This is a genomic window from Pseudomonas sp. 43(2021) (genome assembly GCF_017490805.1).
Classification (GTDB): domain Bacteria; phylum Pseudomonadota; class Gammaproteobacteria; order Pseudomonadales; family Pseudomonadaceae; genus Aquipseudomonas.
In genome coordinates this window covers 55,271-74,268 of sequence record NZ_JAFGYJ010000010.1, presented here as the reverse complement: position 1 = coordinate 74,268, position 18,998 = coordinate 55,271, and the positions used below count along the sequence as shown (strand labels likewise).

General features: G+C 63.0%; 20 protein-coding genes, 1 tRNA gene and 1 pseudogene. 18 read left to right on the top strand and 4 right to left on the bottom strand.

Annotated features, from left to right (window positions below):
* Positions 1-41 precede the first annotated feature (41 nt).
* On the bottom strand, positions 42-620 hold the full coding sequence (locus tag J5M71_RS11095) for a nucleoside triphosphate pyrophosphatase (protein ID WP_207832202.1): 579 nt from the start codon (positions 618-620) through the stop codon (positions 42-44).
* Positions 621-716: 96 nt separating this feature from the next.
* Between J5M71_RS11095 and J5M71_RS11090 the strand changes: the two genes are divergently transcribed.
* From J5M71_RS11090 to J5M71_RS11010, 17 genes are all read left to right on the top strand, one after another.
* Positions 717-1,244: a YceD family protein gene (locus J5M71_RS11090; RefSeq protein ID WP_114170339.1), complete on the top strand. Its 528-nt coding sequence runs from the start codon at positions 717-719 to the stop codon at positions 1,242-1,244.
* Positions 1,245-1,257: 13 nt separating this feature from the next.
* The gene (rpmF, locus tag J5M71_RS11085; RefSeq protein WP_003247154.1) at positions 1,258-1,440 is read left to right on the top strand and encodes a 50S ribosomal protein L32; all 183 of its coding nucleotides are present in this window, start codon (positions 1,258-1,260) and stop codon (positions 1,438-1,440) included.
* Between the two features lie 33 nt (positions 1,441-1,473).
* On the top strand, positions 1,474-2,454 hold the full coding sequence (plsX, locus tag J5M71_RS11080; RefSeq protein ID WP_015269409.1) for a phosphate acyltransferase PlsX: 981 nt from the start codon (positions 1,474-1,476) through the stop codon (positions 2,452-2,454).
* 253 nt (positions 2,455-2,707) lie between these two features.
* Positions 2,708-3,646 (top strand): ACP S-malonyltransferase, encoded by a 939-nt coding sequence (fabD, locus tag J5M71_RS11075; RefSeq protein ID WP_082888261.1) that lies wholly within the window; start codon positions 2,708-2,710, stop codon positions 3,644-3,646.
* A gap of 15 nt (positions 3,647-3,661) precedes the next feature.
* Positions 3,662-4,402: a 3-oxoacyl-ACP reductase FabG gene (fabG, locus tag J5M71_RS11070; protein ID WP_063911721.1), complete on the top strand. Its 741-nt coding sequence runs from the start codon at positions 3,662-3,664 to the stop codon at positions 4,400-4,402.
* Positions 4,403-4,605: 203 nt separating this feature from the next.
* Positions 4,606-4,842 carry an acyl carrier protein gene (gene acpP / locus J5M71_RS11065; protein ID WP_063911722.1) on the top strand — a complete coding sequence of 79 codons (237 nt, stop codon included), beginning with the start codon at positions 4,606-4,608 and terminating at the stop codon, positions 4,840-4,842.
* 190 nt (positions 4,843-5,032) lie between these two features.
* A complete protein-coding gene (gene fabF / locus J5M71_RS11060; protein WP_063911723.1) occupies positions 5,033-6,277 on the top strand; it encodes a beta-ketoacyl-ACP synthase II in 1,245 nt (414 codons plus the stop codon).
* The gene (gene pabC / locus J5M71_RS11055) at positions 6,277-7,092 is read left to right on the top strand and encodes an aminodeoxychorismate lyase (RefSeq protein WP_207832200.1); all 816 of its coding nucleotides are present in this window, start codon (positions 6,277-6,279) and stop codon (positions 7,090-7,092) included. The genes fabF and pabC overlap by 1 nt, the downstream gene beginning before the upstream one ends.
* Before the next feature lie 4 nt (positions 7,093-7,096).
* A complete protein-coding gene (gene mltG, locus J5M71_RS11050; RefSeq protein WP_063911725.1) occupies positions 7,097-8,293 on the top strand; it encodes an endolytic transglycosylase MltG in 1,197 nt (398 codons plus the stop codon).
* Positions 8,294-8,302: 9 nt separating this feature from the next.
* Positions 8,303-8,935 carry a dTMP kinase gene (gene tmk, locus J5M71_RS11045; protein ID WP_063911726.1) on the top strand — a complete coding sequence of 211 codons (633 nt, stop codon included), beginning with the start codon at positions 8,303-8,305 and terminating at the stop codon, positions 8,933-8,935.
* Positions 8,928-9,914 carry a DNA polymerase III subunit delta' gene (locus J5M71_RS11040; protein ID WP_207832198.1) on the top strand — a complete coding sequence of 329 codons (987 nt, stop codon included), beginning with the start codon at positions 8,928-8,930 and terminating at the stop codon, positions 9,912-9,914. Before tmk ends, J5M71_RS11040 begins: the two co-directional genes overlap by 8 nt.
* A 30-nt stretch (positions 9,915-9,944) precedes the next feature.
* Positions 9,945-10,727: a TatD family hydrolase gene (locus tag J5M71_RS11035; protein WP_207832196.1), complete on the top strand. Its 783-nt coding sequence runs from the start codon at positions 9,945-9,947 to the stop codon at positions 10,725-10,727.
* Between the two features lie 671 nt (positions 10,728-11,398).
* Positions 11,399-12,034, top strand: coding sequence for a TetR/AcrR family transcriptional regulator (locus tag J5M71_RS11030; RefSeq protein WP_003260720.1), 636 nt, complete (start codon positions 11,399-11,401; stop codon positions 12,032-12,034).
* A gap of 188 nt (positions 12,035-12,222) precedes the next feature.
* Positions 12,223-13,191, top strand: a complete 969-nt coding sequence (locus J5M71_RS11025) for a radical SAM protein (protein WP_207832194.1) — start codon at positions 12,223-12,225, stop codon at positions 13,189-13,191.
* 66 nt (positions 13,192-13,257) lie between these two features.
* On the top strand, positions 13,258-13,863 hold the full coding sequence (locus J5M71_RS11020) for a DUF4823 domain-containing protein (protein WP_063911729.1): 606 nt from the start codon (positions 13,258-13,260) through the stop codon (positions 13,861-13,863).
* A gap of 10 nt (positions 13,864-13,873) precedes the next feature.
* Positions 13,874-14,434 carry a DUF1285 domain-containing protein gene (locus J5M71_RS11015; RefSeq protein WP_207832192.1) on the top strand — a complete coding sequence of 187 codons (561 nt, stop codon included), beginning with the start codon at positions 13,874-13,876 and terminating at the stop codon, positions 14,432-14,434.
* Between the two features lie 136 nt (positions 14,435-14,570).
* The gene (locus J5M71_RS11010; protein ID WP_207832190.1) at positions 14,571-14,972 is read left to right on the top strand and encodes a cupin domain-containing protein; all 402 of its coding nucleotides are present in this window, start codon (positions 14,571-14,573) and stop codon (positions 14,970-14,972) included.
* A 59-nt stretch (positions 14,973-15,031) separates the two neighbouring features.
* On the opposite strand, the gene J5M71_RS11005 is transcribed toward J5M71_RS11010, so the two are convergent.
* Both J5M71_RS11005 and J5M71_RS11000 read right to left on the bottom strand, forming a co-directional pair.
* Positions 15,032-15,107: transfer RNA gene (locus tag J5M71_RS11005), tRNA-Asn, on the bottom strand.
* Between the two features lie 62 nt (positions 15,108-15,169).
* Positions 15,170-16,366 (bottom strand): amino acid aminotransferase, encoded by a 1,197-nt coding sequence (locus J5M71_RS11000; protein ID WP_207832188.1) that lies wholly within the window; start codon positions 16,364-16,366, stop codon positions 15,170-15,172.
* 288 nt (positions 16,367-16,654) lie between these two features.
* On the opposite strand from J5M71_RS11000, the gene uvrB reads away from it, so the two are divergent.
* Positions 16,655-18,670 (top strand): excinuclease ABC subunit UvrB, encoded by a 2,016-nt coding sequence (gene uvrB, locus J5M71_RS10995; protein ID WP_207832186.1) that lies wholly within the window; start codon positions 16,655-16,657, stop codon positions 18,668-18,670.
* 127 nt (positions 18,671-18,797) lie between these two features.
* Here the strand turns inward: uvrB and J5M71_RS10990 are convergent.
* Positions 18,798-18,956 (bottom strand): annotated as a pseudogene (locus J5M71_RS10990) (EmrB/QacA family drug resistance transporter); the annotation flags it as partial.
* Positions 18,957-18,998 lie beyond the last annotated feature (42 nt).

The following is an 18,998-nucleotide window of genomic DNA, read 5'->3' as shown; positions in this document are numbered from 1 at the left end:
TCGGCGCTCGATCTCGCAGGCGCTAAAAATCTCAAGGCGGGTTACGGAATCACCACCCCTTCCTTGGTCAACATATCCACCAGCCGAATCAGCGGCAGCCCAATCAGGCTGGTCGCATCGCACCCGTGTGTGCTCTGGAACAAACTCACCCCCAGCCCCTCCGCCTTGAAACTCCCGGCGCAGTCCAGCGGCTGTTCTGCCGCCACGTAGCGCTCCACCCGCTCCCGGTCCAGTTCGCGCAGGGTCACGGTAAACGGCACGCAGTCCACCTGGCAGTGCCCGGTGGCGCTGTTCAGCAATGCCAACCCGGTCAGGAAGCTCACCTGCTGCCCGCTGCACTCCAGCAGCTGCTCGCAGGCCCGCTCGAACGTATGTGGTTTGCCCAGTACCTGTTCGCCTAGCACCGCAACCTGGTCCGAGCCGATGATCAGGTGCTCGGGGTGGCTGCCCGCCAGGGCTTCGGCTTTTTGCCTGGCCAGCCGGCGCACCAGCTCCACCGCGGGTTCGTCATCCAGGCGCCGCTCGTCTATGTCGGGGCTTGCCCAGGTGAAGGGCAGGCGCAGGCGCGCGAGCAGTTCGCGGCGATAGGCAGAGCTGGAAGCCAGTAACAGAGGAAGCATGGTAGACTCCTGAATCAGTTGAACAAATTCTATCACGCACGATGCCGCCGAATTTCCTTTGACAGGGGCGGGGGGCATCCCTAGAATGCTGCGCCTATGTTGAATGACCCGATTCCACCTCACGTTGACCCGCGCAAATTAGCCGATCGTGGCGTAACCATTAACGGTTCGCTGCAACTCGCTGATTTGGAAAGACTCTGCGACCCGCTTTCCGACAATGTCGGTACGGTGCAGGCGAAGTTCGATTTTGAACGAGATGAACAGCACGTGGTGGTTATCCACAGCGAGCTGGACGTCGAAGTCAAGATGGTTTGCCAGCGTTGTCTTGAGCTGGTCACCCTGCCGATCCACAGCGAATGTACGTACGCCGTGGTGAAGGAGGGTGCGAATACCCAGTCGTTGCCGAAAGGCTATGACGTGCTGGAACTGGGCGAAGATCCTTTGGATCTGCAGGCATTGGTCGAGGAAGAGCTTTTGCTTGCCTTGCCAATCGTGCCTGCTCACCATCCGGAAGAATGCCAGCAGCCGGCGGGCGCAGACGAGCCCGAATCGAGCAAGGACGAGGTATCGCGGTCCAACCCGTTCAGTGTTTTGGCGCAGTTAAAGCGTGACCCAAACGTTTAGGAGTTAATCAATTATGGCTGTTCAGCAGAACAAAAAATCCCGCTCTGCCCGTGACATGCGCCGTTCGCACGACGCCCTGTCGGAAAACGCGCTGTCGGTAGAGAAAACCACCGGTGAAGTTCACCTGCGTCACCACGTTTCGCCAGAAGGCGTATACCGTGGTCGCAAAGTGGTCGACAAGGGCGCTGACGAGTAATCCTTGTCCGCTCAGATCATCGCGATCGACGCAATGGGCGGGGACTTCGGTCCCCGCAGCATTGTCCAGGCTAGCATTGCCTGCCTTTCGGCTACCCCCTCGCTGCACCTGACCCTCGTCGGTCAACCCTCCCTCCTAGAAGATCTTGTCAGCGGCCTTGCGGCTGCGGATCGCGCGCGCCTGCAGATCGTGGCCGCAAGCGAGGTGGTCGGCATGGACGAACGGCCATCCCAGGCGCTGCGCGGCAAGCCGGACTCGTCGATGCGCATCGCCCTCGAACTGGTGCGCGACGGCAAGGCCCAGGCCTGCGTCAGTGCCGGCAACACCGGGGCGCTGATGGCGCTGTCGCGTTTCGTGCTCAAGACGCTGCCGGGTATCGACCGACCGGCGATGGTGGCGGCGATCCCGACCCAGACCGGCTACTGCCAGTTGCTCGACCTGGGCGCCAATGTCGACTGCAGCGCTGAAAACCTCTACCAGTTCGCCGTGATGGGCTCGGTGGCCGCCCAGGCCCTGGGTGTGCAGCGGCCGCGCGTGGCGCTATTGAACATCGGTACTGAAGACATCAAGGGCAACCAGCAGGTCAAGCTGGCGGCCAGCCTGTTGCAGAACGCCCGCGGGCTCAACTACATAGGCTTCGTCGAAGGTGACGGGTTGTATCGCGGCGAAGCCGATGTGGTGGTGTGCGACGGGTTCGTCGGCAACATCCTGCTCAAGTCCAGTGAAGGGCTGGCGACGATGATCGGTGCGCGCATCGAGCAGTTGTTCAAGGGCGGCGTGTTGTCGCGGGCAGCCGGGGCCGTGGCCATGCCACTGCTCAAGCGCCTGCAGGCCGACCTGGCGCCGGCGCGGCACAATGGTGCGAGCTTCCTGGGGTTGCAGGGCATCGTCATCAAGAGCCATGGCTCGGCGGGGGTGCAGGGCTTCCAGAGTGCCATCCAGCGGGCGTTGATCGAGATCCAGGAAAACCTGCCGCAGCGCTTGCATGGGCGGCTGGAGGATTTGCTGTTGTAGCCTGTGCCGACACCTTCGCGGGTAAACCCGCTCCCACAGGTGCCCCACGACCTTCAGGCCTGGGGTAACCCTGTGGGAGCGGGTTCACCCGCGAAAGGGCCGTCACTGAAGGAACAAAGACCTTAGGCATATCGCTGATGAAGTGCTTAAATGTGACCGCTTGGTCTGCGTATCCATCCAAGCTTTCAGATTCCGCGCCTGGCCCAGGGCCTGGCGCACCCTATCCGACGACAAGATCATAAGGGCTTGTTCAATGTCTGCATCTCTCGCATTCGTCTTTCCCGGTCAAGGTTCCCAGTCGCTGGGCATGCTCGCCGAGCTCGGCGCCGAGAAGCCAGTGATCATCGAAACCTTCAAGGAAGCGTCCGAGGCACTCGGTTACGACCTGTGGAAGCTGGTCCAGGAAGGCCCGGAAGAGCAACTCAACCAGACCGACAAGACCCAGCCGGCCATCCTCACCGCGTCCATCGCGCTGTGGCGCCTGTGGCTGGAAGAGGGCGGTGCCAGGCCGGCCTTCGTCTCTGGTCACAGCCTGGGTGAATACAGCGCCCTGGTTGCCGCTGGCAGCCTGAGCCTGAAGGATGCCGTGCGCCTGGTCGAGCGCCGTGGTCAGCTGATGCAGGAAGCCGTGCCGGCCGGCCATGGCGCCATGGCCGCCATTCTCGGCCTGGATGACGCCGTGGTCGTGGAAATCTGCGCCGAAGCGGCCGAGGACCAAGTGGTCAGCGCGGTCAACTTCAACTCGCCAGGCCAGGTGGTCATCGCCGGCAACAAGGCCGCCGTCGATCGCGCCATCGAGCTGTGCAAGGCCAAGGGTGCCAAGCGCGCCCTGCCGCTGGCGGTCAGCGTGCCGTCGCACTGCGCGCTGATGAAACCGGCTGCCGAGCGCTTTGCCGAGGCGGTCAACGCCATCGAATGGCAGGCTCCGCAAATTCCTGTGGTGCAGAACGTCACCGCTGCCGTTGCCGCTGATCTCGGCGCCCTCAAGCACGACCTGCTGGCACAGCTGTACCAGCCGGTGCGCTGGGTCGAATGCGTGCAGACCCTGGCCGCGAACGGTGCGGTCAACCTGGTCGAGTGCGGCCCGGGCAAGGTTCTGGCGGGCTTGAACAAGCGTTGCGCCGACGGCGTGACCACCTACAACCTCAATACCCCTGACGCCGTTGCCGCCACCCGCGCGGCACTGGCCTGATTTGGAGAAGCTTGCATGAGCCTGCAAGGTAAAGTTGCACTGGTCACCGGCGCCAGCCGTGGCATTGGCCAGGCCATCGCCCTCGAACTGGGTCGCCAGGGCGCGACCGTGATCGGCACCGCCACTTCGGCTTCCGGCGCCGAGCGCATTGCTGCCACCCTGAAAGAGCACGGCATCGCCGGTACTGGCATGGAACTGAACGTGACCAGCGCCGAATCGGTTGAGGCTGTACTGGCCGCCATCGGTGAGCAGTTCGGCGCACCGGCCATCCTGGTCAACAACGCCGGTATCACCCGCGACAACCTCATGCTGCGCATGAAGGACGACGAGTGGTTCGACGTGATCGATACCAATCTGAACAGCCTCTACCGTCTGTCCAAGGGTGTGCTGCGCGGCATGACCAAGGCGCGTTGGGGTCGTATCATCAGCATCGGCTCGGTCGTCGGTGCCATGGGCAACGCCGGCCAGGCCAACTACGCGGCCGCCAAGGCCGGCCTGGAAGGCTTCAGTCGCGCCCTGGCGCGTGAAGTGGGCTCGCGTGGCATCACCGTCAACTCGGTGACTCCGGGCTTCATCGACACCGACATGACCCGCGAGCTGCCAGAAGCGCAGCGCGAAGCCCTGCAGACCCAGATCCCGCTGGGCCGCCTGGGCCAGGCCGACGAAATTGCCAAGGTGGTTTCGTTCCTGGCATCCGACGGCGCAGCCTACGTTACCGGCGCCACCGTGCCGGTCAACGGCGGGATGTACATGTAACACTGCAACTCAATGTGACGGATTTCGTAAAAAAAGAGTCATACTGCGAGCCTAAAATCCGTTATAAAGCTGCAACCAGATTCCAGGCAGCGGGTGTGGTGACTGGTGTGAAAGTGCGTTTAGCTTGAAAAGCGAACGTCTTTCTATAAAATTAGCCACCGGCCAGCTGCCTGACATATGTCCATTAGGAGTGAAAACTAGGTATGAGCACCATCGAAGAACGCGTCAAGAAAATCGTCGCCGAGCAACTGGGCGTCAAGGAAGAGGAAGTGACTCTCGAGAAGTCCTTCGTCGATGACCTGGGTGCCGATTCGCTTGACACCGTTGAGCTGGTGATGGCTCTGGAAGAGGAATTCGAGACCGAAATCCCTGACGAAGAAGCCGAGAAGATCACTACCGTTCAAGCTGCTGTAGACTACGTCAAAAGCCACCAGGCCTAAGACGCTGTAGTCGACGCTTCTTGTCGGGAAAAACCGCACTGCCTTTGCCGGCGTGCGGTTTTTTCTTTGCGAGCGCCCTGCATTTTGCAGGTCGGCCTCGTTCACCGAGCACCTAGAGCTTGTTGCCATTTCATTCCATTGCTTGTAATGCAATGGCAAGAAACTCTGTGATTAGAAAAAGGAGAGTACTGTGTCGCGTAGACGCGTCGTGGTCACCGGTATGGGTATGCTGTCGCCACTGGGTACCGATGTACCGAGCACCTGGCAGGGCATTCTGGCTGGCCGCAGTGGCATCGGTCCGATCGAACACACGGACCTGTCTGCCTACTCCACCCGTTTTGGCGGCTCGGTGAAAGGCTTCGAGGTCGAGCAATACCTGTCGGCCAAAGAGGCCCGCAAACTCGATCTGTTCATCCAGTACGGCCTGGCGGCAGGGTTCCAGGCGGTGCGTAATGCCGGCCTGGAAGTCACCGACGCCAACCGCCAGCGTATTGGTGTGGCCATGGGCTCGGGTATCGGTGGCCTGACCAACATCGAAGAAACCAGCCGCACCCTGCACGATTCGGGGCCGCGTCGTATTTCGCCGTTCTTCGTGCCAGGCTCGATCATCAACATGATCTCCGGCTTCCTGTCGATCCACCTGGGGTTGCAAGGGCCGAACTACGCCATTGCCACTGCCTGCACCACGGGCACCCATTGCATCGGCATGGCTGCGCGCAACATCGCTTACGGTGAAGCCGACGTGATGATCGCCGGCGGCGCCGAAATGGCCGCCTGCGGCCTCGGCATGGGCGGTTTCGGTGCCTCGCGTGCACTGTCCACCCGCAACGACGAGCCAAGCCGGGCAAGCCGCCCATGGGACAAGGGCCGTGACGGCTTCGTGCTGTCCGACGGTGCCGGTGCCCTGGTGCTCGAAGAGCTGGAGCATGCCCAGGCACGCGGCGCGACCATCTATGCCGAGCTGGTCGGCTTTGGCATGAGCGGCGACGCCTACCACATGACTTCGCCACCCGACACCGGTGAAGGCGCTGCCCGCTGCATGGCCAACGCCCTGCGCGATGCCGGCATCCAGCCGGAAGAGGTCAGCTACATCAACGCCCACGGCACCTCGACCCCGGCGGGCGACGTGGCCGAAGTGGCGGCGATCAAGCGCGTGTTCGGTGAGCATGCCTACAAGCTGGCGGTCAGCTCGACCAAGTCGATGACCGGCCACCTGCTGGGCGCCGCCGGTGCCGTGGAAGCGATCTTCAGCGTGCTGGCGATCAACAGCCAGATGGCTCCGCCCACCATCAACCTGGACGAGCCGGACGAAGGCTGCGACCTCGACTTCGTGCCGCACCAGGCGCGCAGCATGCCGATCGATGTGGTGCTGTCCAACTCGTTCGGCTTTGGTGGCACCAACGGTTCGCTGGTATTCCGCCGGTTCGCCGGTTGATGCACAGCTGGATCGATGGCCAGCCGGCGGCTGCAGTCAACCTGCAGAACCGCGGCCTGGCCTACGGCGATGGCCTGTTCGAGACCATCGCCGTGCGCGGCGGCCGGCCCAGCCTGCTGGACGGCCATCTTGCACGCCTGGCGCTGGGTTGCCAGCGCCTGGCGATCAGCGCCGACCTGGCGCTGGTGCGCGACGAACTCCTGCGCTATGCCAGCCAGCTCGGTGATGGTGTGGCCAAACTCATCATTACCCGTGGCGACAGCCAGCGCGGTTACGCCCCGGTTGCCGGTGTCGCGCCGCGACGTATCCTGCAGGGCAGCCCGTTGCCCAGCTATCCTGTCGAACATGCCGAACGCGGCGTGCGCTTGTTCCCGTGCCAGACCCGGCTTGGGGAACAACCGCTGCTGGCTGGCCTCAAACATCTCAACCGCCTGGAGCAGGTACTGGCCCGTGCCGAATGGCAGGACAGCGAACATGCCGAAGGCCTGATGCGTGACGGGCAGGGCAGGGTGATCGAAGGGGTGTACAGCAATCTGTTCCTGGTGCGCGATGGCGTACTGCTCACGGCCGATCTCAGCCGCTGTGGCGTCGCTGGCGTGATGCGGGCTGCGTTGCTGGAACAGGCAGCGCTGCAAGGCATCCCGGTGCAGGTCTGCGACTTGCCGTTCGACGCGCTGGAGCAGGCAGATGAAGTATTTGTTTGCAATAGCGTCTACGGTGTCTGGCCTGTGCGTGGCGTTGCCGCGCTAAACTGGTCGCCGGGCCCGCTCACCCGTAAACTGCAGGCCGTTGCCCGTACGTTACTGGAAACCTGAATTCGTGAGACGTAAATTCCTGCTGCTGCTGGAAATGGGCTTGATCCTCGCCGGCCTGGCTGTGGGCTGGTCGGCCTGGAAGGTCAACTCGGTCCTGGAGCAGCCCCTGCACGTCACGCAGGAGCGCCTGCTCGACGTGCCCAATGGCACCACCCCCAACCGCATGTTCTATCGCATGCAGAACGAAGGGTTGCTCGACGACGCCGTCTGGTTGCGCCTGTACTGGCGCTTCAACATGGCCGGCACGCCCCTGCACACCGGCGAGTACCGCCTGACCCCCGGCATGACCGTGGAGCAGCTGTTCGATGCCTGGCGTCGGGCTGATGTGGTGCAGTACAACCTGACCCTGGTCGAAGGCTGGACCTTCCGCCAGGTGCGCTCGGCTGTGGCCAAGCATGAAAAGATCAAGCACACCCTGGACGGCCTGTCCGACGCGGAAGTCATGGACAAGCTCGGCCATACCGGCGTGTTCCCCGAGGGGCGCTTCTTCCCGGACACCTACCGCTTCGTGCGCGGCATGAGCGATGTCGAGTTGCTGCAGCAGGCCTATATGCGCCTGGATGAAGTGCTGGCCAAGGAGTGGGCCGAGCGCACCACCGACCTGCCATACCGTGACCCGTACCAGGCGCTAATCATGGCCTCGCTGGTGGAGAAGGAAACCGGCATTCCCCAGGAGCGCGGGCAGATCGCCGGGGTTTTCGTACGGCGCCTGCGCCTGGGCATGATGCTGCAGACCGACCCGACGGTGATCTACGGCATGGGTGAGCGCTACAATGGCAAGATCACCCGCGCCGACCTGCGCGAGCCGACGCCGTACAACACCTACACCATCACCGGCCTGCCGCCGACCCCGATTGCCATGGTCGGCCGCGAGGCGATTCACGCGGCGCTCAACCCGTCCGATGGCACCAGCCTGTACTTCGTCGCCCGTGGCGATGGCAGCCATGTGTTTTCCGACGACCTCGACGACCACAACTCGGCGGTGCGCGAGTTCCAGCTCAAGCGCCGTGCGGACTACCGCTCCAGCCCTGCGCCGCAATCGCAGCCAGAGCCACAGCCGGGTGCCGGCGAGGCCGAACAGCCCGAGGCGCCTGAGGACGATTCTACTGCGCAGCCAGCGCCCGATCAGCCGCCTGTGCAGGACGCCCCTGCCGGCGGCGCGCAAGCGGCCGAACGGCCGATGCCTGACGAACAACATTAAGGACTGCCCGTGAGCGGCTTGTTTATTACTTTGGAAGGCCCCGAAGGCGCGGGCAAGAGCACCAACCGCGACTACCTGGCTGCACGCCTGCGTGAGCAGGGGCTGGACGTGGTGCTCACCCGTGAACCCGGCGGTACGCCGCTGGCCGAAAAGGTGCGTGAGCTGCTGTTGGCGCCCAGCGACGAAAGCATGGCGGCCGACACCGAGTTGCTGCTGGTGTTCGCTGCGCGTGCACAGCACCTGGCCCAGGTGATTCGTCCGGCGCTGGCCCGCGGGGCTGTCGTTTTGTGTGACAGATTTACCGATGCCACATACGCCTATCAGGGAGGCGGGCGCGGTTTGCCAGTGGAGCGTATCGCTACTCTGGAGCAATTCGTCCAGGGCGACCTGCGCCCGGACCTGACCCTGGTCTTCGACCTGCCGGTCGAGGTGGGCCTGGCCCGTGCCGCCGCCCGTGGCCGCCTGGACCGTTTCGAGCAGGAAGGCCAGGGGTTCTTCGAAGCGGTGCGCCAGGCCTACCTGCAACGCGCCGGGCGGGAACCGCAGCGCTATAGCCTGCTCGATGCCGCCCAGCCTCTGGAAGCCGTGCAGCGTGCCATCGATGCGCTGCTGCCAGGCATCGTGGAGCGTTGCCGTGGCTGAGGCCTATCCTTGGCAGGAGGCCCTCTGGCAGCAACTGGCCGGCCGTAGCCAGCACGCTCACGCCTACCTGCTGCATGGGTCGCAGGGGATTGGCAAGCGCGCCCTGGCCGAGCGCCTGATGGCCCGCCTGCTGTGCCAGCACCCACAAGGCCTGGAGGCCTGTGGCGAGTGCAAGTCCTGCTTGCTGCTCAAGGCCGGCAGCCACCCGGACAACTTTGTCCTCGAGCCCGAAGAAGCCGACAAGCCGATCAAGGTCGACCAGGTGCGCGAGCTGGTGGCCTTCGTGGTGCAGACTGCGCAGCTGGGTGGGCGCAAGGTGGTGCTGATCGAGCCGGTGGAGGCGATGAACGTCAACGCCTCCAACGCCCTGCTCAAGAGCCTCGAGGAGCCCTCTGGCGATACCGTGTTGCTGCTGGTCACCCACCAGCCCAGCCGCCTGTTGCCGACCATCAAGAGCCGTTGCCAGCAGGTGGCCTGCCCGCAGCCCAGCCTGGCCCAGAGCCAGGCCTGGCTGGCCGGCGCGCTGCCCGACAGTGACGAGGCCGAGCGCGACGAGTTGCTGACCCTGGCGGCCGGTTCGCCGCTGATGGCCGTCAGCCTGCAGGCGCAAGGCGTGCGCGAGCAGCGCGCGCTGGTCACCGACGGGGTGAAGAAGCTGCTCAAGCAGCAGCAATCGCCCAGCCAGCTCGCCGATGCCTGGAGCGGTGTGCCGCTGTTGCTGCTGTTCGACTGGTTCTGCGATTGGGCGCACCTGATCCTGCGCTACCAATTGACCCAGGACGAGGAGGGGCTAGGCTTGGCCGATATGCGCAAGGTGGTGCAGTACCTGGCGCAGAAGAGCCGCCAGGCCAAGGTGCTGGAGGTGCAGGCGTGGATACTGGAACAGCGCCAGAAGGTGCTGGGCAAGGCCAACCTCAACCGTGCGTTGTTGCTTGAATCGTTGCTGGCCCATTGGCTGCAACTGCCGGGCGCCCGCTGATTTCCCATTTTTCATGTGTGTTGTTATCCCATGCTCGTAGATTCCCATTGCCACCTCGACCGTCTTGACCTGAGCGCCCATCAGGGCTCCCTTGATGCTGCCCTGCAGGCGGCGCGTGAGCGCGGGGTCGGGCATTTTCTGTGTATTGGCGTCAGTGCCGAGAATGCTGGCGCGGTGAAGGCGCTGAGCGAGCGGTACGCCGATGTCGATTGCTCGGTGGGCGTACACCCGCTGGACCTGGCGCCGGGCGAAACGCCGGCGCTGGAATGGCTGCTGCGCGAACTGGCTCACCCACATGTGGTGGCCATTGGTGAAACCGGGCTGGATTACCACTACGAGCCGGAGGCTGCAGAGCTGCAGCAGGCGTCGTTCCGCCTGCATCTGGAGGCCTCGCGACAGACCGGCAAGCCTGTGATCGTGCACACCCGTGCGGCGCGTGCCGATACCTTGGCGCTGCTGCGCGAGGCCAACCTGCCGCAGGCTGGCGTGCTGCACTGCTTCACCGAAGACTGGGACATGGCCAAGGCGGCGCTTGACCTGGGGTATTACATTTCGTTGTCTGGCATCGTTACCTTCCGCAATGCCGATGCCCTGCGTGAAGTGGCGCGGCAGGTACCGGTAGATCGGTTGCTGGTGGAGACGGATTCGCCGTATCTGGCGCCGATTCCGCACCGGGGCAAGCCGAATTTGCCACAGTACGTGCGTGAGGTGGCGGAGTACGTCGCTTCGTTGCGCGGGGCCAGTTATGAGCAGTTGGCTGAGCAGACAACGGCGAATTTCAAGCGCTTGTTCCCGTTGGCGCGGGTGGGCTGATTCGCAGGGTTGGTATTGCGTGAGGGCCACCAGGGGCTCGCCATAGCAGTTTTAGCGCCTGTGAGATCGAGCGCCGCCCGCGCGGCGCATCGCGAGCGAAGCTCGCTCCTACATTTTTTCGGGCCAATTATTCCTGTGGGATTTGCGCGCGAACGCCTTGGCGCATGGCTCGATATCGCGTCGTACAAACAAGGCGGTCGCGCGCGCTGGCACAGGCGATGCTGGCCCGAAACAGATGTAGGAGCGAGCTTCGCTCGCGATGCGCCGCGCGGGCGGCGCTCGATTTCACAGGCGCTGCAAAACTTGAGGCAGGCACCTGGTAGCCCGCCTGCAATCCTCCTCGAAACACCCAAAAAAAACCCGGGTTCTGGGGGGGGAATCCGGGTTAAGACCATTAGGAGTAAAACAAAGGTACGCGGTCCCTGAGCACCTTTATCGGCGCGCCACTTGGGGGGGATGCGCCGCGCCAACACTTCAAGTATTGGTCAGGTTTGGCGCAGTGCCAGTGCATATTGGTCGTTTTTTAAACAGATTTGGAATACGCCGACGTTTCATTCCTCCCGCAGCGCATGGCCGTATGCATCGTGAAACACAGACATGCGTGGATGATCCGTGCAATTTCCCGCAAGTTAGGCATAATAAACCGCTTCGATTGTCATCCAGTCCTTCCTATGCAGAAAGAACCTCGTAAGGTCCGTGAGTTTCGCCGCCGCGAACAGGAAATCCTCGACACCGCGCTCAAGCTGTTTCTCGAACAGGGTGAAGACAGCGTCACCGTCGAGATGATCGCTGACGCCGTGGGCATCGGCAAAGGCACGATCTACAAGCACTTCAAGTCCAAGGCGGAGATCTACCTGCGCCTGATGCTCGACTACGAGCGTGACCTGAACGCGCTGTTGCATTCGGCCGACGTCGACCGCGACAAGGAAGCCCTGTCGCGAGCCTACTTCGAGTTCCGCATGCGCGACCCGCAGCGTTACCGGCTGTTCGACCGCCTGGAAGAAAAGGTGGTCAAGGGCAACCAGGTGCCGGAAATGGTCGAGCAGTTGCACAGCATTCGTGCCTCCAACTTCGACCGCCTGACCCAGTTGATCAAGGGCCGTATCAGCGAAGGCAAGCTCGAAGACGTGCCGCCGTACTTCCACTATTGCGCCGCCTGGGCGCTGGTGCACGGTGCCGTGGCGCTGTACCACTCGCCGTTCTGGAGCAATGTGCTGGAGGATCAGGAAGGCTTCTTCCAGTTCCTGATGGACATTGGCGTGCGCATGGGCAACAAGCGCAAGCGCGATCCCGAACCTTCCAACTGAGATAGTGCAGGCTCTCCCTGAAGCCTGCCAGTCAGCGTTATTGGGGCTGTGCAGCAGCCCCATGACTGACAAGCCTGCTCCCGTGACGGCACGGCGACACCGACAGCGGCAAAAAGGATAGGGGCTTGCAAAAACCTGATTTATGAGTCAGGTTTTGCCAGCCCTCATCATCCATGCCGGAGTCATTCATGATCGTCGATCGTCAAGGCAGGCGTTTTCGCAACCTGCGCGTCAGCCTGACGGCTGCCTGTAATTATGCCTGCACCTACTGCGTACCAGACGGCAAGCGCCTGGTGGCAGCGCAGGACGAGCTGCCGGCGGATGCCCTGGCCCGTGGCGTGGCCTACCTGATCGAAGCCGCCGGCATCGAGCGCTTGCGCATCACCGGCGGTGAGCCATTGGTCAGCCCGCGCCTGGATGCCTTCCTGGCTGCCGTGGCCAAGCTCGACCTTGAGGATATCTCGCTGACCACCAATGGCCAGCTGCTGGCGCGCAAGCTGCCCCAGTTGCAGGCGGCCGGTATCCGCCGGCTGAACGTTTCCCTCGATACCCTCGACCCGCAGGCCTTCCGCCGCATTGCCCGGGGTGGCGATCTGGCCAGTGTGCTGGCGGGTATGGAGCAGGCCAGTGCCCTGGGCATGCAAATCAAGGTGAACATGGTGCCGATGCGCGGGCACAACCTCGAGCAGGTGCTGCCACTGCTGGATTACTGCCTTGAGCGCGGCTTCGAACTGCGCTTCATCGAACTCATGCGCATGGGCCACCTGGCCCGTGACCACAACGCCTTCCTGCAACAGTTCGTCGGCCTCGACCAGTTGCTCGCACTGATCGCTGGCAAGCATGCCTATGCCCAGGTCGACGCGCCGCTGGACGCCACCGCCTTGCGTTATCAGATCCCTGGCAAAGGCCACTTCGGCGTGATCGCCAACGAAAGCGTACCGTTCTGCCGCACCTGCTCGCGGCTGCGCCTGTCCTCCACGGGCTGGCTGCATGGCTGCCTGTCGTCGGGCAATCGCCATTTCGTCGGCGACCTGCTGGAAAAGCCGCGTCATCAGGCGCTACCGGCCCTGCAGCGCTTGCTGGTGAAGGCCTTGGCAGACAAGCAGGATCTGGCGTTTTCCGGTGGTGTGATGGTGATGAAGGTGATCGGTGGCTGAAGCTGGCGCAAAAGCTGCATCCGCCGGCTATTCGCCGGTTTTTCGTCGCCGGCCACTGGAGGAAAGATGCGTAGCCTGGTTTTGCTGCTGGCGCTGATGGCGCTGGGCGGTTGCATGAATGTCAGCGACATGGGCGAGGGCGTTCGTTATCACATGAGCGATGCCGGTCTGCTGGACCACAGCGATACCCGTCGCACCCTGTCGATCCGCCTGCAGCCCGATTCGTTCATCTTCATCGGCCAGGGTGCGTTCGTGCCACCGGGCAAGGGGCCGGTGCCACGGCAGAACGTGGTGGCCGAGCAAGCCTTCAAGAGTTTTGTCGAGTATTTCCCGCTGGTGCGTCGCGCCCAGGGCCCGCTGGGTCTGGAAGAGGCCATCGCCCAGGCGCGTTCGGTGGGGGCCGACTACGTGCTGTACACCCGCTTTGCCCGTACCGACGACCGAATCGGCAATGGCGACGAGTGGTATGACGAACAGGCGGTCGACCGCCTGGGCTGGGACACCGGTGTGGTGCAGATGATGCTGATCGAAACCAGCACCCGCTACCTGATCGACACAGCGCGTATCAAGAGCCGTGGCGGTTTGTTGACGTTCCACGATAACACCCCGGAGGATTTGCTTGGCGCGCCGATGCGCGAGTACGCTCGTAGCCTTCTGGGTGTGAGTGAATGAGGCAAGCGTGATGAGCGATTCCGGCAAGGCCAATGATCTTCTGGCGCAGATCCCCAAGGCCAAGGGCCTGCCGCCGGTGCATCTGTGGAACCCGGACTTCTGCGGTGACATCGATATGCGCATCGCCCGTGATGGCACCTGGTACTACCTGGGTACGCCGATTGGCCGCAAGCCGATGGTGCGGCTGTTTTCCACCATCATCCGCCGCGATGGCGATGACTACTTCCTGATTACTCCGGTGGAGAAGGTGGGCATCCGCGTTGATGATGCGCCGTTCGTAGCGGTGGCGCTGGACGTGGTGGGGGAGGGGGAGCAGCAGGTGCTGCGCTTCACCAGCAATGTCGAGGACCAGGTCGAGGCCGGGCCGGCCAATCCCCTGCGCGTGGTGATCGACCCGGTGACGCAGGAGCCATCGCCGTATGTGCTGATGCGCAGCAACCTTGAAGCGCTGATTCATCGCAATGTGTTCTACCAGTTGGTGGAACTGGCGGTACCGCGTGAGATCGAGGGTGAGCAGTGGCTTGGGGTGTGGAGCCAGGGTGAGTTTTACCCGATCGGGCGTAGCAGCTGAGTTCCCTGTTGCCTGTGCCGGCCTCTTCGCGGGCACAGGCAACGATCGGCCTCTTGGTTTTTCCCCGAATTGGCCATTTGTCTCTCTGCCCCACAGGCCTAACCTGCAGGCAATTGCCATCCAGGAGAAGCCCACCATGAAACCCCTGAGCATCATCCTCTTTGCCCTGCTCGCCGCCCAATCCCCTGTCTGGGCCCATGGCGACGCTGCCGACCAGGTCAAGGTCCTGCAGCAGCAACAACCCTCGAACGCCCCCGGCAAGAACGCCGTGATGCTCACCGTCAGCTACGCCCCCGGCCAGGCGTCACCCGCGCATCAACATCCTGGCGCGGTGATGGCCTACGTGCTGGAAGGGGCAGTGCTATCGAAGCTCAACGGCGAGTCGGAGAAAACCTACAAGGCCGGCGAATACTGGTACGAGGCGCCAGGCACCGTACACAGCGTGTCACGCAACGCCAGCCAGACCCGGCCAGCCAAGCTGCTGGTATGGAGCCTGGTGGAGGAAGGCAAGCCCGTGACCGAGCCACTGAAGAACTGATTGTGAACATAACGAAAAAGCCCCCGGTTGCTTGCGCACCCGGGGGCTTTTTCAATGTTTGGCTCCGCGACCTGGACTCGAACCAGGGACCCAATGATTAACAGTCATTTGCTCTACCGACTGAGCTATCGCGGAATCTGTGCGTATCTTACTGATTGTCAGGGGGAAGTCAAGCCACCCCCTGACAAATCAAGCAGTTACAGTACTTCGACGATGGCCTTGGTGACCACGTGGATGTTGCTCTGGTTCAGCGCGGCAACGGCGATGCGGCCGGTGTCCAGGGCATAGATGCCGAAGTCGTTCTTCAGGCGGGCGACCTGCTCAACGGTCAGGCCCGAGTACGAGAACATGCCGACCTGGCGGCCAACGAAGCTGAAGTCGCGGTTGGCGCCATATTCGGCCAGCAGCGAAACCATCTGCTTGCGCATGCCGTGGATGCGCTCGCGCATTTCGGCCAGTTCGCTTTCCCACATCTGGCGCAGTTCGGCGCTGTTCAGCACGGTGGCGACGATGGTTGCACCGTGGGTCGGCGGGTTGGAGTAGGTGGTGCGGATCACGCGCTTGACCTGCGACAGCACACGGGTGCTCTCGTCTTTGGAGGCGGTGACGATCGACAGCGCACCGACGCGTTCGCCGTACAGCGAGAACGACTTGGAGAACGAGCTGGAAACGAAGAATTCCAGGCCCGACTCGGCAAACAGGCGCACGGCGAAGGCGTCTTCGGCGATACCGTCACCGAAGCCCTGGTAGGCCATGTCGAGGAACGGCACATGGCCCTTGGCCTTGACCACTTCCAGGACGTTTTTCCAGTCATCCAGGCTCAGGTCGACGCCGGTCGGGTTGTGGCAGCAGGCGTGCAGCACCACGATCGAGCCGGACGGCAGGTTGTTCAGGTCTTCGAGCATGCCGGCGCGGTTGACGTCGTTGGTCGGCGCGTCGTAGTAGCGGTAGTTCTGCACCGGGAAGCCGGCCGACTCGAACAGCGCGCGGTGGTTTTCCCAGCTAGGGTCGCTGATGGCAACCACGGCGTTCGGCGACACACGCTTGAGGAAGTCGGCACCAATCTTCAGCGCACCGGTACCGCCGACGGCCTGCACGGTAACCACGCGGCCAGCGGCCAGCAGCGGCGACTCGGCACCGAACAGCAGCTTTTGCACAGCCTGGTCGTAGGTGGCGATGCCGTCGATCGGCAAGTAGCCGCGCGAGGCGTGCTGGGCGGCACGCTGGGTCTCGGCTTCGATCACGGCGCGCAGCAGCGGAATGCGGCCTTCCTCATTGCAGTACACGCCCACGCCCAGGTTGACCTTGTCGGTACGTGGGTCGGCGTTGAATGCTTCGTTGAGGCCCAGGATAGGGTCGCGGGGTGCCAGCTCGACAGCGGAAAACAGGCTCATTGTTACTTTGGCTCTGATTGGAGTGTGATAGGACGTACCCGCTCCAGCCCGAATGCACTGAAGCGGTGCACAAACGGGGAGTCAGTATAGTGATACCGACCGGTCACCGCGACAGTCTGGCGCACCTTTTCCGGTCATTTGCGCAAATATTTTTCTACCATTGGTCTAAATGCCGGGTCCACCGTAACAAGCGCTCACGACTGTGCCTTGAAAGCGCCCCCCGACAGGCGCATTTGGGTATAGACTACTGGCTAAATTTACAGTTACTGCAGCACCGCGAGGTCCGTCATGTCCGAGTTCCAGCTCGTCACCCGTTTCCAGCCGGCCGGCGACCAGCCCGAGGCCATCCGGCAGATGGTCGAAGGCATCGAGGCGGGGCTGTCGCACCAGACACTGCTCGGGGTGACGGGCTCGGGCAAGACCTTCAGCATCGCCAACGTCATCCAGCAGGTGCAGCGCCCGACCCTGGTGCTGGCGCCGAACAAGACCCTGGCCGCGCAGCTGTATGGCGAATTCAAGGCTTTCTTCCCCAACAATGCGGTGGAGTACTTCGTTTCCTACTACGACTACTACCAGCCTGAAGCCTACGTACCGTCGTCCGACACCTTCATCGAGAAGGACGCGTCGATCAACGATCACATCGAGCAGATGCGCCTGTCGGCGACCAAGGCGCTGCTGGAGCGGCGCGACGCAATCATCGTCACCACCGTGTCGTGCATCTACGGCCTGGGTAGCCCGGAGACCTACCTGAAAATGGTCCTGCACGTGGATCGCGGCGACAAGCTCGACCAGCGTGCGCTACTGCGCCGCCTGGCCGACCTGCAATACACCCGCAACGAGATGGACTTCGCCCGCGCCACCTTCCGCGTGCGCGGCGATGTGATCGACATATTCCCGGCAGAATCGGACCTTGAGGCCATCCGCATCGAACTGTTCGATGACGAAGTGGAGAACATCGCTGCCTTCGACCCGCTGACCGGCGAGGTCTTCCGCAAGCTGCCGCGTTTCACCTTCTACCCCAAAAGCCACTATGTCACCCCGCGGGAAACCCTGCTGGAGGCGGTGGAAGGCATCAAGGAGGAACTCAAGGACCGCCTGGAATACCTGCAGAAGGCCAACAAGCTGGTCGAAGCCCAGCGCCTGGAGCAACGCACCCGCTTCGATCTGGAAATGATCCTGGAACTGGGTTACTGCAACGGCATCGAGAACTACTCGCGCTACCTGTCCGGGCGCCCGGCCGGGGCACCGCCACCCACCCTGTACGACTACCTGCCGCCGGATGCGCTGCTGGTGATCGATGAATCCCACGTCAGCGTTCCGCAGGTCGGCGCCATGTACAAGGGCGACCGCTCGCGCAAGGAAACCCTGGTCGAATACGGCTTCCGCCTGCCTTCGGCGCTGGACAACCGGCCGATGCGTTTTGACGAGTGGGAAGATGTCAGCCCGCAGACCATCTTCGTGTCCGCCACCCCGGGCCCCTATGAGGCTGAGCACGCCGGGCGCGTGGTGGAGCAGGTGGTGCGCCCCACCGGCCTGGTCGACCCACAGGTGGAGGTGCGCCCGGCGCTTACCCAGGTGGATGACCTGCTGTCGGAAATCCGCAAGCGCGTGGCGCAGGGCGAACGGGTGCTGGCGACCACGCTGACCAAGCGCATGGCCGAGGACCTGACCGATTACCTGGCCGACCATGACGTGCGGGTGCGTTACCTGCATTCGGACATCGACACCGTCGAGCGGGTGGAGATCATCCGCGACCTGCGCCTGGGTACTTTCGACGTGCTGGTGGGTATCAACCTGCTACGTGAAGGCCTGGACATGCCCGAGGTGTCGCTGGTGGCGATCCTCGATGCCGACAAGGAAGGTTTCCTGCGCTCCGAGCGCTCGCTGATCCAGACCATCGGTCGTGCGGCGCGTAACCTCAATGGCCGGGCCATCCTGTATGCCGACAACATCACCGGTTCCATGCAGCGCGCCATCGACGAGACCGAGCGCCGTCGCGAGAAGCAGATCGCCTTCAACCAGGCCAATGGCATCGTGCCCAAGGGCGTGGTGAAGGACATCACCGACATCATGGAAGGCGCCACCGTGCCTGGCGCACGCAGCAAGAAGCGCAAGGGCATGGCCAAGGCGGCGGAGGAGAGCGCCCGCTACGAGGCCGAGCTGCGCACGCCGGGTGAAATCACCAAGCGCATCAAGCAGTTGGAAGAGAAGATGATGCAGTTTGCCCGCGACCTGGAGTTCGAGGCCGCGGCGCAATTGCGCGACGAAATTGCCCAGCTGCGCGAGCGGTTGATTTCCAGCTGAAGGCTGACGCGGGCCCTGTGGGAGCGGGCGTGCCCGCGAAGAAATCAACGCGGTGGCTGGCACCGGCTGCGCCGGTGTTCGCGGGCGCGCCCGCTCCCACAGGGACCGCATAAAATCTGAAATAGCCTCAATGTGCTTCTTCCGCTTTCAGTCCCTCTGGCAACTTCCGCGTCAATAACACCGCCACCATGCTCAGCGCCTGCTGGTGAGTAATCTCGCTCAACTTGCCCAGCGCCGCATTGTCATTACCCAGCCGCTCCGCCACCTGCGAGTTGCTCGGCACCAGGCACGGATGATCTGGATACAGGTGACGTTCGCGCCATCGCTG

Bases quoted from the DNA above. Each gene is read 5' to 3' on its own strand.
- pabC (WP_207832200.1), top strand. From the start codon at position 6,277: ATGCACAGCTGGATCGATGGCCAGCCGGCGGCTGCAGTCAACCTGCAG.
- J5M71_RS11025 (WP_207832194.1), top strand. From the start codon at position 12,223: ATGATCGTCGATCGTCAAGGCAGGCGTTTTCGCAACCTGCGCGTCAGC.
- J5M71_RS11030 (WP_003260720.1), top strand. From the start codon at position 11,399: ATGCAGAAAGAACCTCGTAAGGTCCGTGAGTTTCGCCGCCGCGAACAG.
- rpmF (WP_003247154.1), top strand. From the start codon at position 1,258: ATGGCTGTTCAGCAGAACAAAAAATCCCGCTCTGCCCGTGACATGCGC.
- fabD (WP_082888261.1), top strand. From the start codon at position 2,708: ATGTCTGCATCTCTCGCATTCGTCTTTCCCGGTCAAGGTTCCCAGTCG.
- fabG (WP_063911721.1), top strand. From the start codon at position 3,662: ATGAGCCTGCAAGGTAAAGTTGCACTGGTCACCGGCGCCAGCCGTGGC.
- uvrB (WP_207832186.1), top strand. From the start codon at position 16,655: ATGTCCGAGTTCCAGCTCGTCACCCGTTTCCAGCCGGCCGGCGACCAG.
- J5M71_RS11020 (WP_063911729.1), top strand. From the start codon at position 13,258: ATGCGTAGCCTGGTTTTGCTGCTGGCGCTGATGGCGCTGGGCGGTTGC.
- J5M71_RS11000 (WP_207832188.1), bottom strand. From the start codon at position 16,366: ATGAGCCTGTTTTCCGCTGTCGAGCTGGCACCCCGCGACCCTATCCTG.
- J5M71_RS11010 (WP_207832190.1), top strand. From the start codon at position 14,571: ATGAAACCCCTGAGCATCATCCTCTTTGCCCTGCTCGCCGCCCAATCC.
- acpP (WP_063911722.1), top strand. From the start codon at position 4,606: ATGAGCACCATCGAAGAACGCGTCAAGAAAATCGTCGCCGAGCAACTG.
- J5M71_RS11090 (WP_114170339.1), top strand. From the start codon at position 717: ATGTTGAATGACCCGATTCCACCTCACGTTGACCCGCGCAAATTAGCC.
- plsX (WP_015269409.1), top strand. From the start codon at position 1,474: ATGGGCGGGGACTTCGGTCCCCGCAGCATTGTCCAGGCTAGCATTGCC.
- J5M71_RS11035 (WP_207832196.1), top strand. From the start codon at position 9,945: ATGCTCGTAGATTCCCATTGCCACCTCGACCGTCTTGACCTGAGCGCC.
- J5M71_RS11095 (WP_207832202.1), bottom strand. From the start codon at position 620: ATGCTTCCTCTGTTACTGGCTTCCAGCTCTGCCTATCGCCGCGAACTG.
- J5M71_RS11015 (WP_207832192.1), top strand. From the start codon at position 13,874: ATGAGCGATTCCGGCAAGGCCAATGATCTTCTGGCGCAGATCCCCAAG.